The organism is Bacillus pacificus (assembly GCF_020861345.1).
GTDB classification, from domain to species: domain Bacteria; phylum Bacillota; class Bacilli; order Bacillales; family Bacillaceae_G; genus Bacillus_A; species Bacillus_A pacificus.
Genome location: NZ_CP086328.1, coordinates 1088025 through 1103487, shown reverse-complemented (window position 1 = coordinate 1103487; position 15463 = coordinate 1088025). Strand labels below are relative to the sequence as shown.

The 15463-nt window shown below is 36.5% G+C and carries 15 protein-coding genes and 2 riboswitches; of the genes, 5 read left to right on the top strand and 10 right to left on the bottom strand.

The annotated features are described in order from the left end of the window. Positions 1-73: 73 nt before the first annotated feature. The 4 genes from LMD38_RS05720 to LMD38_RS05705 form a co-directional block, all read right to left on the bottom strand. Positions 74-367 (bottom strand): DUF3966 domain-containing protein, encoded by a 294-nt coding sequence (locus LMD38_RS05720; RefSeq protein WP_046648288.1) that lies wholly within the window; start codon positions 365-367, stop codon positions 74-76. Positions 368-430: 63 nt separating this feature from the next. Next, positions 431-1489 carry an undecaprenyldiphospho-muramoylpentapeptide beta-N-acetylglucosaminyltransferase gene (gene murG, locus LMD38_RS05715; protein ID WP_016718480.1) on the bottom strand — a complete coding sequence of 353 codons (1059 nt, stop codon included), beginning with the start codon at positions 1487-1489 and terminating at the stop codon, positions 431-433. A gap of 18 nt (positions 1490-1507) precedes the next feature. Further along, the gene (gene metH, locus LMD38_RS05710) at positions 1508-4906 is read right to left on the bottom strand and encodes a methionine synthase (RefSeq protein WP_073530037.1); all 3399 of its coding nucleotides are present in this window, start codon (positions 4904-4906) and stop codon (positions 1508-1510) included. Beyond that, positions 4906-6738, bottom strand: coding sequence for a bifunctional homocysteine S-methyltransferase/methylenetetrahydrofolate reductase (locus LMD38_RS05705; RefSeq protein WP_062821279.1), 1833 nt, complete (start codon positions 6736-6738; stop codon positions 4906-4908). Before LMD38_RS05705 ends, metH begins: the two co-directional genes overlap by 1 nt. A gap of 70 nt (positions 6739-6808) precedes the next feature. Next, positions 6809-6918, bottom strand: a riboswitch (SAM riboswitch). Between the two features lie 203 nt (positions 6919-7121). Continuing rightward, a riboswitch (SAM riboswitch) is annotated at positions 7122-7231 on the top strand. Positions 7232-7325: 94 nt separating this feature from the next. Between LMD38_RS05705 and metI the strand changes: the two genes are divergently transcribed. From metI to LMD38_RS05685, 4 genes are all read left to right on the top strand, one after another. Next, positions 7326-8438 carry a cystathionine gamma-synthase/O-acetylhomoserine thiolyase gene (metI, locus tag LMD38_RS05700; protein WP_016718482.1) on the top strand — a complete coding sequence of 371 codons (1113 nt, stop codon included), beginning with the start codon at positions 7326-7328 and terminating at the stop codon, positions 8436-8438. Next, positions 8435-9598: a cystathionine beta-lyase gene (gene metC, locus LMD38_RS05695; protein WP_000122291.1), complete on the top strand. Its 1164-nt coding sequence runs from the start codon at positions 8435-8437 to the stop codon at positions 9596-9598. Before metI ends, metC begins: the two co-directional genes overlap by 4 nt. Before the next feature lie 162 nt (positions 9599-9760). Further along, complete coding sequence (locus LMD38_RS05690) at positions 9761-10273, top strand: cysteine hydrolase family protein (protein WP_062821278.1); 513 nt, start codon at positions 9761-9763, stop codon at positions 10271-10273. A 433-nt stretch (positions 10274-10706) separates the two neighbouring features. Next, positions 10707-10997, top strand: coding sequence for an ArsR/SmtB family transcription factor (locus LMD38_RS05685; protein WP_000894375.1), 291 nt, complete (start codon positions 10707-10709; stop codon positions 10995-10997). A 144-nt stretch (positions 10998-11141) separates the two neighbouring features. Here LMD38_RS05685 and LMD38_RS05680 read toward each other — a convergent pair whose 3' ends face one another. Further along, positions 11142-12254 (bottom strand): class I SAM-dependent methyltransferase, encoded by a 1113-nt coding sequence (locus tag LMD38_RS05680; RefSeq protein WP_062821277.1) that lies wholly within the window; start codon positions 12252-12254, stop codon positions 11142-11144. Between the two features lie 9 nt (positions 12255-12263). Then, on the bottom strand, positions 12264-12893 hold the full coding sequence (locus LMD38_RS05675) for an MBL fold metallo-hydrolase (RefSeq protein WP_016718486.1): 630 nt from the start codon (positions 12891-12893) through the stop codon (positions 12264-12266). Positions 12894-13063: 170 nt separating this feature from the next. On the opposite strand from LMD38_RS05675, the gene LMD38_RS05670 reads away from it, so the two are divergent. Then, a complete protein-coding gene (locus LMD38_RS05670; RefSeq protein ID WP_000524853.1) occupies positions 13064-13237 on the top strand; it encodes a DUF2759 domain-containing protein in 174 nt (57 codons plus the stop codon). A gap of 80 nt (positions 13238-13317) precedes the next feature. Here LMD38_RS05670 and glcK read toward each other — a convergent pair whose 3' ends face one another. The 4 genes from glcK to rpmG form a co-directional block, all read right to left on the bottom strand. Continuing rightward, a complete protein-coding gene (gene glcK / locus LMD38_RS05665) occupies positions 13318-14301 on the bottom strand; it encodes a glucokinase (protein ID WP_000391706.1) in 984 nt (327 codons plus the stop codon). Positions 14302-14320: 19 nt separating this feature from the next. Then, positions 14321-14521, bottom strand: coding sequence for a YqgQ family protein (locus LMD38_RS05660; protein ID WP_000253699.1), 201 nt, complete (start codon positions 14519-14521; stop codon positions 14321-14323). A gap of 103 nt (positions 14522-14624) precedes the next feature. Then, positions 14625-15203 (bottom strand): 5-formyltetrahydrofolate cyclo-ligase, encoded by a 579-nt coding sequence (locus LMD38_RS05655; RefSeq protein WP_001206422.1) that lies wholly within the window; start codon positions 15201-15203, stop codon positions 14625-14627. A 104-nt stretch (positions 15204-15307) separates the two neighbouring features. Next, complete coding sequence (gene rpmG, locus LMD38_RS05650) at positions 15308-15457, bottom strand: 50S ribosomal protein L33 (protein WP_001265616.1); 150 nt, start codon at positions 15455-15457, stop codon at positions 15308-15310. Between the last annotated feature and the right edge of the window lie 6 nt (positions 15458-15463).

Genomic DNA, 15463 nt, shown 5'->3' with positions numbered 1-15463 from the left:
AAGGGGGAAACTCCATTTTAGCGTTATTTGCTATAAATATAATAAAGAATAACTTCAAAAAAAATCCCCATCTTTAAAACTTATTTGCGTTTAAATGATGGGATGCCTCATGGTCTTCTTTTATTTTTTGTTTTTTATAACTTTCATCAGCTAACATTTCTAGTTCAGCTGTTATTTCTGATTTTTCAAGCTCTCTTTCTTGCGAAAACTTCCTTGAAATATAAACAATAACACTACCAACGTACAACACAAAGCATATAATAAGTGCAGTATTTTCATAGAGACTTAGCTCCAACACAGTCACTCCTAATCCATTCGTATTTTCACGCTTCTTTAATTGGAATTTCCCTACTAATCCATTTGCTATTGTAACATAAAAACACCGTTTCTTGGAATCTTTCACCCTATTAAAAGAGGCATGATTGTTTCATCATGCCTCTGAAATATGTTGAATAATTGTTTGAATTGCTTCTTTTCCATTATATTTTTTTAGAGCTGTTTTATACATTTCATTATTTTGATTTAATTCTTCGACATGCTTTATAAGAGATTTCACAGTCACATCTTCTTCATACAATACGGAAGCATATCCTTGTCTTTCAAAAGACTCTGCATTTAGTATTTGATCTCCACGACTTGCAAATTTCGATAGTGGAATTAAAACCATCGGCTTTTGCAATGTTAAAAACTCAAAAATGGCATTAGAGCCCGCACGTGAAATAACAAAATCTGTTATCGCTAATATGTCTGGCAGTTCTCCATGTACATATTCAAATTGTCTATATCCTTCTTTATTTTGTAAACTTTCATCAAGATTACCTTTTCCGCAAAGGTGAACAATTTGATATTTTTTCAGAAGTTCTGGTAACGCTTCTCGAACCGTTTCATTAATTTTCTTCGCGCCCAAACTTCCTCCCATAATTGTAATAACTGGCTTTTTACGTGAAAAACCTAAAAATGCTAAACCTTTTTCCCGATTTCCCTTTAGCACTTCTTCACGTACAGGAGAACCTGTATAGATTACTTTTTCTTTCGGCAAATGTTTCGCAGCTTCTTCAAATGTAACAAATATTTTCGAAGCGAAACGGAGCGCAATTTTGTTTGCTAGTCCTGGCGTCATATCAGATTCATGTAATAAAACAGGGACTCTATTTAGCCATCCTCCAATTACGACTGGTACAGATACGAAACCACCTTTTGAAAAAATCACATCCGGTTTTAGTTTTCGAATCCTTACATACGCTTCCATAACGCCCTTCATCACAAGAAATGGATCTTTTATATTTTTCAAATCAAAATAACGGCGTAGCTTTCCGCTCGCAATACTATAGTACGGAATGCCTTCCTTTTCTATAATTGTTTTCTCAATTCCTTGATGAGAACCAATATAAGAAATATCCCAATTTTGTTCTTGTAAATGCGGAATGATGGCTAAATTAGGTGTTACATGCCCTGCCGAACCTCCACCTGTAAAGACTATTTTCTTCATACGTCTCCCCCTTCTACACTATAATACACTAAAATATCTTGCCTCAGGGTGAGAAAATACCATAGCCGTTACAGATGCTTCTGGCTCCATCATAAATCCTTCCGTTAATGAAATGCCTATTTCTTCTGGATGAATAAGACGAAATAGCTTTTCTTGATCCGCGAGTTCTGGACATGCTGGATAACCGAAGGACACGCGTATCCCTCTATATTTCGTGCGAAAACGTTCTTCCATTGTCAGTTCTGGTGAATCTGGAATACCCCAACGGTCACGAATAAGCATATGTGTCTTTTCAGCAAGTCCTTCTGCTAGTTCGAGCGCTAACGATTGAATGGCATGACTGCGTAAATAATCACCTTTCGCTTTCCACTCTTCAGCAATGTCACGAACACCTTCTCCAACCGTAACAGATAGGAAAGCAACATAGTCCATCTCATCTCCAACTGGGCGTAAATAATCACCTAAAGTACGATATGGTGCTTTTCCTTGTCTTGGGAATGTGAAACGTTCTATAACACGCGTATGATCTTCTGGATCATATATTACAATATTCTGTCCGTCACTTTGCGCTGGGAAAAATTGATACACTGCTTTCGGTTTTAACCAAGATTGTCCTTCCTGCAATAATTCATCTATTAAATCATTTAATTCATGCGCTCTTTTATCTCCCTCTCGCAAAAGTTTCTTCACACTTCCCTTTAGGCCAAGGTGATGTCCAAGCAGCATTTGTCTATTTAGAAATGGCGCGAGATGTGAAACAGGAACATCTCTTAATACAATTCGTTTTGTTGAATCCGGCACGATAACCTCAGCCTTCGGTAATGGCTCAATTACTGCTGGAATTTCTACTTTCTTCTCTTCTTTTGTTACGATATGAAGATGACGTTCTTTTTTATCCTGCTTCATCTTCTCACGCTCTTCTTCTTTTTGAAGCTTATTAATAATATCCAGCCCCGTCATCGCATCACTTGCATAACATACGAGCCCTTTATAAGATGGCGAAATGCGATTATCTGTAAACTTTCTCGTTAACGCTGCCCCGCCTACAACAATTGGAATATCAATATCCGCCGCTTTTAAATCTTCAGCAGTCGTTACCATTTGTTGAGCCGATTTTACTAATAAACCAGAAAGACCTATAATATCAGGCTTCTTTTCTTGTACTTCTTGCACAATTCGATCCGAGCGAACATTAATTCCTAAATTAATAATCTCATATCCGTTATTTGCTAAAATAATTTCAACGAGATTTTTCCCAATATCATGCACATCACCTTTTACAGTTGCTAATAATACTTTCCCTTTTTTCGCACTATCGCTAGATTCCATATGTGGCTCTAAATAACTTACAGCAGCTTTCATACTTTCAGCACTTTGCAATACTTCAGCAACGATAAGCTCATTATTATTAAATAATCGTCCTACCTCATCCATTCCTGTCATAAGTGGGCCATTAATAATATCCAAAGGTTTTCTTCCTTCTGTAAGTGCGAGACTTAAATCTTCGTGTAAACCTTGTTTCGTACCTTCTACAATGTAATTTGCGAGCCTTTCATCAAGAGTTAATGTTTCTTGGACAACAACATCTTTCTTTTTTGCCACGCGATAGAAGTTTGTAAATTTTTCTAACGTCTCTTGCGTCGTTTCAAAAAGCAATGCATCTGCAAGGCGTTTTTCTTCATCAGGAATTGACGCATAGCGCTCTAATTTTTCCGTATTTACAATCGCGTAATCTAACCCTGCTTTCGTTGCATGATATAAAAAGACGGAATTTAACACTTCGCGACCAGCTGGTGGTAAACCAAATGATATGTTACTTACACCTAAAATCGTTAAACACTCTGGTAATGCTTCTTTAATAAGGCGAATCCCTTCTATCGTCGCAGCCGCCGAGCCAATATACTCTTCATCACCTGTCCCTACAGGAAATACAAGTGCATCAAAAATAATATCTGATGGGCGTATACCATATTTCTTCGTCAATAACTCATAACTTCTTTTCGCAATTTCTAGTTTTCTTTCCGCACTTACTGCCATTCCATCTTCATCGATTGTTCCAACTACAATTGCAGCACCATATTTACGAAGAAGCGGTGTCACTTTTTTAAATCGCTCTTCTCCATCTTCTAAATTAATTGAATTAATAACAGCTTTCCCTTGAATATAAGTAAGAGCTCGCTCCATCACATGTTCATCTGTTGAGTCAATCATAATCGGTACTTTTAACACTTTCGTAACTTCTGCCAAGAAGTTTTCCATATCTTCTATTTCATCGCGGTCCGGGTCTGCCATACAAATATCAATAATATGAGCATTTTTCTTCACTTGCGCTCTAGCGATTTCAGCAGCCTCTTCAAATTTCCCTTCTGCTACTAATCGTTTAAATTTACGTGATCCAATAACATTTGTTCTTTCACCAACAAATAACGGTCTCATAGAGTCATCATATTGCAGTGCCTCTAATCCACTAACCCCATGTCCCGCTCTCTCTTGCTGTTCACGAGGTTTAAGAGACGTTAATGCAGATTTCATTGCTTTTATATGTTCTGGTGTTGTACCACAACAACCACCGATGATATTAACCCATCCTTCTTCTGCAAATCGCTTCACTTTCTCGGCAAGCGAGGATGGAGATTCATGATAATGTCCATCTTCATCAGGAAGACCTGCATTTGGATAACAAGAAATGTAACACTCCGATAAATCAGATAGAGAACGAATATGGTCTCTCATAAACTCCGGACCAGTCGCACAGTTTAATCCAACAGATAATGGCTTCATATGTTCTACCGATAAGTAAAAAGCCTCAATTGTTTGCCCAGCTAGAGTCGTTCCCATCGGTTCAATCGTTCCCGAAATCATGATAGGTACAATTGTATTTAGTTCATCAAAAGCCGCTTGAATTCCAATATAAGCAGCCTTCACGTTACGCATATCTTGACTCGTCTCAACGAGTAATACATCCACTTCTCCTTTCAACAATCCTCTTGCCTGCCGCGTATAGGCTTCAATTAATTCTTCAAACGTTACACCACCAGTAACACTAATCGCTTTCGTCGTCGGTCCCATTGCTCCCGCAACATATACTTCCTTCCCGCTTTCTTCGACTGCTTGCTTCGCTAAACGCGCTGCCTTCTCATTTAGCTCCTCGTCTAAATGAGATAACTCATAATCACTTAGTACAATATTGGTTGCCCCAAATGTATTTGTTTCAATAATATCCGCTCCAGCTTTAATATAAGCTTTATGAATCTTTAAAATAACATCTGGTCTTGTTTCTACTAAATACTCATTACAACCTTCGTACTCCTCTCCTCCGAAATCTTCCGCAGTTAAATCCTCTTGCTGGATCATCGTTCCCATTGCACCATCTAATATTAAGATGTTATTTTGTAATTTTTCTTCTATACATTTCATCAATTAATACCTTCTTTCACTTCTTGCTTTTCTCTCACATATTTAACAAGATGTTCTGTAATTTCATATTTTAGAAATGGTGTAATAAGATAAATGCCGTTAAAGTATTTCATCGCAGCATCGATCAATTCTTGAGAAATACGAATCCCTTCCTCAATTGCTGCCTCTTTCGTTTCATGTCCATCCATTCTCTCTCTTACTGCTTCAGGTAAAGTAATACCGGGCACCTCAAAATGAAGAAAATCTGCATTCCGTTTACTTATTAATGGCATAATCCCAATAAAAATAGGTTGTTCTAAATGCTTTGTCGCCTCATACACTTCTTCAATTAACGCGATATCATAGATTGGCTGCGTTAAGAAATATTCTGCTCCAGCATCTATTTTCCGTTCCATTCGCTTAACCGCTGCTTTTAAATGTCTTACATGCGGGTTAAATGCACCGCCCACAGAAAACCTTGTTGCCGGTCCAATGGATTTCCCTAAAACGGAACGCCCATCGTTCATTTCTTTAATCATTTTAATGAGCTCGATAGAGGACAAATCATATACAGAAGTGGCACCTGGAAAATCACCAACGCGTGCTGGATCTCCAGTTAAAGCTAACACTTCTTCCATCCCTAACGCTGATAATCCTAGTAAATGAGATTGTAGTCCGATGACGTTATGGTCTCTACATGTTAAGTGCGTCAATACCGGAATATCATGCTTCGTTAATAATGCTCCCATTGCCATATTCGAGATACGGGGCGATGCTAACGAATTATCTGCTAGAGTAATAGCATCTGCTCCAGCTCTTTTCAATGCTCTTGCGCCTTCAAAAAACCGCTGCGTATCTAACGTTTTTGGTGGATCTAATTCCACTACTACTGTCGTTTGTTTTTTTGCTTTCTCTGCTAAAGTGACATGAGCTTTTGAACGTTTCTCATGTGTATGAACTACTTTCGGTCTTTGAACCGTATCCTTTTCTATTACAGGCGTAACATTTAGAGTAGCACGTTTCATACTTTCAATATGTTCTGGAGTCGTGCCACAACAACCGCCCAATAACCGAATACCTTGCTCAATAAATTTCGGTGTCATCGCTTCAAAATAAGCTGGACTTCCCTCATATACGTAGCGTCCCTCCACATAATTTGGGAGACCTGCATTTGGATATGCTGACAAGTAACCATTTTTCGGAATCGATATCATTTTAAAAGCTTCCGTCATATGAAGTGGCCCTAGTTGGCAGTTCAATCCAACAACATTTGCACCGTAATCTAAAAGCTGTTTTAATATTTCATTTACATCATTTCCATTTTGAGTCGTACCCGCCTCATGTAACGCCAATTGCGCTACAATTGGAATATTTGTTTCTTTTCGTAACACCTGGACAGCATGAAGTAATTCAAACTCATCATAAAAAGTCTCTAATAGCAGTCCATCAACCTGTTCTTCTAATAATGAACTTGCCTGTTCCAGTAACATAAATTCTCGCTCCATATCAGTTGTCGTAACCGCCCCGATATGTTTCATACCACCAATTGTGCCTAAAATTGCATTTCTGTCTGTAACAGATGCTTTCGCCAGTTTTACTGCCGCTCTATTAATTTCAGTAACTTGATTTTCTAATCCATACATACGTAATTTCGCTTCATTTGCTCCGTACGTATTTGTTTGAATCACATCTGCCCCAGCCGCTACATATTGCTTATGAATCGATATAATTAAATCTGGATCAGATATATTCAATTCTTCAAAACTACTTTGTAAACCATGTGAATGTAATAACGTCCCAACCGCACCATCACCTATTACAATTCCTTTTGATAATAAATCTAGTAATTTCACAAATCTCCCTCATTTCTATCAATATAAAAACCCCCTCTTCACTTTGAAGAGGGGGACATAATCGATCCTCCTCTTATTATGCAAAACATTCGTTTTGCAGGTATTAGCACCGTTTCAAACATTTCGTTTGAAGGTTGCCGGGTTTCACAGGGCCTTTCCCTCCACCGCTCTCAATAAGAGTTTGTCTTTATTATTTTATTTATGTAGCTAAAAGGAAATGCGTTCCCCTTTTAACAATGTTTGTTAATTTTTTTATAAATTTAGCACGCACAAATACAAAAGTCAATGACACTTGCGGAAAAATAAAAATTATTTAAAATAAAGTTGCAATTCAATTATCTTTTGTTGTAAAGTTAAAACCATAATAAAATTTCATACGAACATTCTTATCTAGAGAGGTAGAGGGACTGGCCCTATGACGCCTCAGCAACCATTAACATTTGTTAATAAGGTGCTAATTCCAGCAAATTGTGAAAGATTTGACAGATGAGAAGAAGACTCTATTCAAACCGAAAGCCTTCTTCTTAGAAGGCTTTTTTTATTTTATATTCAACTAATGGTTCAATTTAAAAAGGAGGAATTTTCACATGTCAACTATCGAAACAAAATTAGCGCAAATCGGAAACCGGAGTGAAACTACAACAGGAACTGTTAATCCACCTGTTTATTTTTCAACTGCTTATCGTCACGAAGGAATTGGTAAATCTACTGGATTTGATTATTCACGAACTGGAAATCCAACGCGCGGCCTATTAGAACAGGCAATCGCAGACTTAGAATGCGGCGAACAAGGTTATGCCTGTAGTTCAGGGATGGCAGCCGTTCTTCTTGTCCTTTCCCTATTCCGCTCTGGAGACGAACTTATTGTTTCCGAAGATTTATACGGTGGCACTTATCGATTATTTTCTGAGCACGAAAAAAAGTGGAACGTTCGATGTAGATACGTAAATACACAATCTATTAAACAAATTGAGCAAGCCATCACAACGAAAACGAAGGCTATTTTCATAGAAACTCCAACTAATCCATTAATGCAAGTTACCGATATTGCCGCTGTTGCAACTGTAGCGAAAAGACACGGACTACTTCTTATTGTAGACAACACATTCTACACACCTTATATACAGCAGCCATTAACAGAAGGTGCCGATATCGTACTTCATAGTGCAACGAAATATTTAGGTGGTCATAACGATGTACTAAGCGGACTTGTCGTTGCAAAAGGAAAGGAACTTTGTGAGGAAATCGCTCATTATCATAATGCCTCTGGTGCAGTCTTAAGTCCATTTGACTCATGGCTATTAATTCGTGGTATGAAAACGTTAGCGCTTCGCATGAGACAACATGAAGAAAATGCAAAAGCAGTTGTTGCTTATTTAAATGATGAGGATGGGGTGACAGATGTATTTTATCCTGGAAGAGGCGGCATGATCTCATTTCGTCTGAAAGATGAAACATGGATTAATCCATTCTTACAATCTTTATCCTTAATTACATTTGCCGAAAGTCTCGGTGGTGTTGAAAGTTTAATGACATATCCAGCAACGCAAACACACGCTGATATTCCTGAAGAAATTAGAACAGCAAACGGTGTATGTAATCGTCTTCTTCGATTTTCCGTTGGTATTGAAAATAGTAACGATTTAATTCAAGATTTACAGCAAGCCATTAAACTTGTAAAAGAAGGTGTAAGAATATGAGTTATTCTATAGATACACTCTTACTGCACAACCAATATAAACATGACTCGCAAACAGGAGCTGTTAACGTTCCCATCTATAACACATCAACATTTCACCAATTTGATGTAGATACGTTCGGGAAATATGACTATAGCAGGTCAGGCAATCCAACTCGTGAAGCTCTTGAAGACATCATTGCTTTATTAGAAGGCGGAACAAAAGGATTTGCCTTCGCATCAGGAATTGCAGCGATTTCTACTGCATTCCTCCTCCTTTCACAAGGTGATCACGTACTCATTTCAGAAGACGTATACGGAGGGACTTATCGAATGATAACTGAAGTTCTCTCCCGTTACGGTGTTTCACATACATTTGTTGATATGACCAATTTAGAAGAAATAAAACAAAACATTAAGCCAAATACAAAACTCTTTTATGTAGAAACACCTTCCAATCCACTTTTAAAAGTGACAGATATTCGTGCTGTTTCTAAACTTGCAAAATCTATTGGCGCCCTTACTTTTGTTGATAATACATTTTTGACACCACTATTCCAGAAACCACTTGACCTTGGCGCTGATGTCGTTCTTCATAGTGCCACAAAATTCATTGCCGGTCATAGTGATGTTACTGCCGGATTAGCAGTTGTAAAAGATACCGATCTCGCTCAAAAACTTGGCTTTTTACAAAATTCATTCGGCGCTATTCTAGGCCCGCAAGATTGTTCTCTCGTACTTCGTGGTCTAAAAACATTGCATGTACGTCTTGAGCATTCAGCTGCTAATGCCAATAAAATTGCACACTATTTACAAGAGCACGCTAAAGTTCAAAATGTCTATTATCCAGGATTACAAACACATCTTGGATTTAACATTCAACAATCTCAAGCTACATCAGCAGGAGCTGTCCTATCTTTCACTTTACAATCAGAAGACGCGCTTCGCCAATTTTTATCAAAAGTAAAATTACCTGTCTTTGCGGTTAGTTTAGGGGCTGTCGAATCGATCCTTTCCTACCCAGCTAAAATGTCACATGCAGCACTATCGCAAGAAGCTCGTGATGAAAGAGGGATTTCAAATTCATTACTTCGGCTATCCGTCGGTCTTGAAAATGTTGACGATTTAATATCCGATTTTGAAAATGCCCTTTCTTATGTAGAAGAACCTGTAAATGCATAGAGAGCAGAGAAGATATGAAATTAAGTTATCATATCTTCTTTTTTACGCTGATAAGTATATTTTTCAACCCTTCGTATAATTCATAAAAAAATGATAGATCACTATCTGTTTCCAAGTAATGAATTAATTGATATATTAAGAAGTAAAAAAGGGGCAAAAATAATGGATACATGTGCAGATGTTTTAATCGTTATCGATTTACAAAATGGAGTATGTTATAGTGGGGAGCATTTATTTAATTTACAAAATTTACTTACAAAAGTAAATAAAAGAATTTCTTCATACAGAAAATCAAATAAACCAATTCTTTTCGTTCAACATTGTGATGAAGATTTAGTACCTGAAAAAGAACTTTGGGCTATTCATTCAGATTTAGATGTTCAAAAACAAGATTTTTTTGTAAGAAAAACACATGCCAATTCTTTTTATAACACAAACTTGAAAGAGATTTTAGATCAATTATCTGTACATCGTATTGAATTTTGTGGTGCCCAAACAGAGTACTGTATGGATACCACGATTAAATTTGCCCATGGACTAGGGTACGAAAACTTCATGTTCCAGAAAGCAACCTCTACGTTAAATAATCCATTTATGTCCGCAAAAGAGACAATTGATTTTTATGAAAATATATGGAACCACAGATTTTTAAAATTGATGAAAGATGAAATCTAGAATACATAACTAACGTCTTGGTAATTCTAAGATTTATCAGCTATATTCAAACATTTCATTTTCACCATAAAGAAGCTGACTACATTCAGCTTCTTTTCTTTTAACCTGTTTTATATTCTATATATAACATTACAATTCCTTTGTCATATTATTTTAAAAATTTTGTATATTCATTTGAAAGAATAAGAAAATCATGATAAAATTGTGTTACAAATATATCTATATCTTTCAATTTTTAAAACGCATCGAAATTTTCACCCAAAAATGTCATTTTACAAAACCGTGCTAAATTATCTACTTTATTTACATCAGGGTCTCTTTTCTTACAATTTCTTTACTTTAGGAATGTTTTTCTGCAACAACTGTTTCCTTTTCTTTAATTTTTTGGTATGTATAATATGGTATAACAGCTCACACGGAGGTGGAAAAGAACATGTTAGAAACCTTTCAAAAAGAAATAGAACTATATGAAAGCAATGCAGAATTATTGAAAGTACTTGCTCATCCTGTTCGCTTATGTATTGTAAAAGGATTAATTGAACGTGGTCCAAGCAACGTTTCTACAATGTACACTGGCTTAAACATGCCACAATCTACAATTTCACAGCATTTAGCAAAGTTAAAAAGTGCTAAAATCGTTTCAAGTGAAAGAAAAGGATTGGAAATTTATTACAAAGTAGAAAACGAGACAATTATTCAACTCGTTCGCGTATTATTGGGTTAGGGACTCATAGACAGAGAAAAAGGACGTATTTTATATTTTTTATCTCATATCTTTAATATAAATATATATCATGAGAGGAAATATATGATGCTACATAAGTCGTATTAAAAAACAAGACACAGAACTATGCTGTGTCTTGTTTTTTTATATTTTCAAATACCGATCCAAGTGTAACTGTTGCATATGTTTCGTATGTATAACAACATCACATGCACTCCCTAATCCTCCACTCAAAATCATAGAATGAACTGCACGATTTTGTTTTTGAATTTCAGAAAAAGGATCCCTATCTTGATGATTCGTAAGTAGCTCTAGTATTCCTGCTGCTAACAAAAACTCAGATTGTTTCTTATGCCATACCATATTCATACCTTGCAGGCTAAACATTTCTTTCAGTTCGTCCCAATGAATATGAGTAGTAAGATCCATTTCACCTGGATGCGCTAAAGGATTACGAATTAACTTATGCTCGTAATATCCTCGTAAACTACCTTCTTGATGTGCAGGATGCATCCATTCTTCTTTTGTATATCCATAATCAACTGTAATACATACACCTCGTTGAAACCATTTCGCAATTTCTTTTATATATTCTTCCATCGCAATTGGCACTTCAAAACGCTGGCCTTCAGCAAGATGAATATTATATTTCAATAAGTATCGACCAATTCTTTTATGTAACGGCCTACATACTTCTGCAAGTTTCCCTTCCTCTGTGTACGTAACACGTACTTCATACAATATTCCATTTCTCTTCTCAATTACTTCAACAGGAAATGCATCAAATAACTCATTCGAAAAAAGAATCCCCTCGAACGATTCTCCCATTTCACTATGCGACGTATAATATGACACATTAGAAAACGAACAAAGAGTTTTTTGCTGCAATTTTCTATGAAAAGGGCTCATTTCAATTATCGAATAGTTTAAATCAATAAAGGTTTCCGGTGATAATTGCTTCCATTCTTGTAAAACATCATAGGCAAACCTTCCTGTCCCCCCACCAATCTCACAAATATGTGGAGCAACTTCACCATTTTCAACAAGACGAATAAAAAACTTAGCAAAGGTTTTTGCAAACACAGAGGATACGTTGCTACTCGTAAAAAAATCCCCTTGTCTTCCTATTTTTTCACGTTCTTTCATATAATATCCATGATCCTCTGCGTATAATGCGAGGTTCATATATGTACTGTATGAAATTGAATAATCCTTTTCTTTTTCCATCCATTCTTTTAAAATGAGCTCCATCTCCATACTAGCTCCTTACTGTAAAAATGGATTATTTTCTTTTTCAAAACCAATGCTTGTTTCTGGACCATGTCCACATAACACCGCTGTTTCATCAGGTAATACAAATAATTTCTCTTCAATACTTCCAATCAATTCTGCAAAACTTCCACCAGGTAAATCTGTTCTTCCAATACTCATTTGGAACAATACATCTCCAGAAAATACAGCATTCGCCTCTTTACAGTAATAAGAAATACTGCCTGGAGAATGTCCTGGTGTCTCAAAAATTTCAAAGTTAAATGAACCAATTGCTAATGCACCTTCTGCATCAATAATATGATCTGCTGGTTTTGCTGTAATGCTGCGATTCATCATAAAGATTTGAGAACCATTTACAGTTGCATCGCCTAACCAATCTTTTTCTTCTTTATGTACGTACACAGGAATATGAAAAGCGTCTCTTACCGCATCAACAGCACCAATATGATCAAAGTGAGCATGTGTTAATAAAACAGCCAATGGCTTTAATTGTTCTTCTTGTAAATATGTAACGAGCTTCTCTCCTTCGTGACCAGGATCAAAGATAATACACTCATTTTGCTCATTCGTTAAAATATAAGCATTTGTTTGTAATGGGCCTAACGGCATTTGTATCCATTTCATATGAAAATCTCCTCCAATTATTAAACTTACTTTCCATGATACAACATTTTTTTCTCTTAGGAAAAGAAAGGATGCTATCTCGACAATCATTTTTAAAACATGTACAATATAAAAGAGTAAATATTCCAAAAACTCATATTAAGGAATGGGTAGACAGAGGAGGATATTGTATGGGCCTTGTTATTATTTTTACGCTTGTCACTCTGTTAGCTGTATTTGCTACGCTTAGAACACTTCGCGAAAAGAATTTTCTCGCGGGCGGCTTTGCAATTGCAACTGTACTCGTTTTCGGATGGTTTACAATCATGACTGTTCTATATAACGGGTACCCACCAGCAGCTTAATTCATTTACATGCTCGTCTTCATCAAGATTTCGCACAAAAAGAGGAAGGGTTTCCCCTTCCTCTTTTCATACTTCACAACTTATATCATCTTCGCTTCGTATTTGTGCTTTTTTACAAGCCAAGCTCCTCCGATAACACCTGCATCATTACCAAGTGTTGCAATAGCTAACTTCGTGCTCTTTACAGCACGTGAGAAAGCATATTGCTCAAAATAGCGTTGAATTGGTTCTAATAGTGCATCTCCAGCTTTAGAAACACCTCCGCCAATAACGATTTTCTCTGGGTTCAACGTGCTAGAAAGGTTTGCTACAGCTAATCCTAAATAAGAAGCTACCTTTTCTACTACTTCGCCTGCTAGTTCATCACCTTGTCCATGTGCTTCAAATACGTCTTTTGATGTGATACGTCCTTCTTCTGCTAACATAGAACGTAGAATACTTTCTTTATCAGTCTCTTGTATTTTTTGCATAGCAACACGCACAATACCTGTTGCAGATGCTACAGTTTCTAGGCAACCAGACTTCCCGCAATTACACGGGAAAGCATTCTCTGTAACGACTGTAATGTGTCCGATTTCACCAGCAGCACCGCTTACGCCGTGTACAATCTCTCCATTGGCAATTACACCGCCGCCAACACCAGTGCCAAGCGTCATACAAATTAAATCTTTTGCTCCTTCACCAGCACCTTTCCACATTTCACCAAGCGCTGCTAAGTTCGCATCATTATCAATCACAACAGGTAATCCTGTTTCTACTTCTAATAAATCTTTTAACGGATAGTTCTTCCATCCTAAGTTAACCGCTTCATAAATCATTCCAGACGCCACGTGTACAGGGCCAGGAGCTCCCATACCAATACCGATTAACTTACTTTTTAATTCGCCTAACTCTTCTAACTTTTTATCAATAGCTTTCGCTACATCAAGTGTAATATGTTTTCCTTGCTCATTTGTATTCGTAGGGATTTCCCACTTATGTAAAATTTCACCGTATACATTAATAAATGCTAATTTAATCGTTGTACCACCAAGGTCAACACCAACTAACCATTTCTCTTCCATGTTGCTTACCTACCTTTATCTAATTCTTATTTAGCTCTTTTTGAATTTCTTGCTTCAATAAAAATAAAGCTGTTTGATAGTCTTGTGGATCGATTAGCTGTGATTGATTTAATTCACGCAATTCATCTTGCATTAATTGTAAATCTGCAATTCGATCTCCCGTATAAATAATCGTACCAAATTTCTTTAGCAATTGCTGAATATCATATATAGATACCATTTCATCACCCTCTATGCTCACTTACTATAAAAAATTATAATAAGAAAACGTTCACATATTTTATTATAATCAAGAAGAAAAAGTCTCGTCAATTTTTATTTGTCTATACAAGCCCATTTTTAACCATTGTTCCTTTTTCTGTAATAATTTTTTCTACATTTTTATCAAACGGCTCTATTGGAATATGGTCTACCATTTGAAAACTATAAGCTAATGATAGCGTTTTCCCTTTATAATGCATGAGATAACGATCATAATAGCCACCACCATATCCAATCCGTTCTCCTCGCTCTGTATAAGCTACACCTGGTACAATTTGAAGGTCAATTTCATCTGCATTCACTTCTTCCGTAAGCGCTGGAATTGGCTCACGTAAATTCATATACACTGTTTCTAACTGATCAAAATTGCTAATTTTCCTAAAGGACATTGTTCTTGCTTCTTTATTACACTTCGGAACGACAACTTTCTTTCCTTCTTCCCAAGCTTTTTCGATAATAGGATATGTATTCACTTCATTTTCCATTGAGAGAGTGATTCCAATTGTTTTAGCTTCAGCCCACTCTTTTTGCTCATACAACGAAAATGCTATTTGCTCTGATAAAGTTGTATACCGTTCTTTTGATAAAGAATTCATGTGCTCTATTATTTGTTTACGTAAACGTAGTTTCTCTTCTCTCACACATTTCCCCCCTCACAGTGATACTTTGCTCTACGATGATAGTGTATCACTTTTAAGAGAGGAATCGAATAAAAAAAGAAACAGTAGGAAAATATTCCTACTGCTTACTTTGTTTCACGGTGTAACGTAGACTTCTTGTCACGCTTGCAATACTTTTTAAGCTCGATACGCTCAGCGTTGTTACGTTTGTTTTTCTTTGAGATATAGTTACGATCTCCGCATTCTGTACATGCTAGAGTAATATTCACACGCATTCTTAT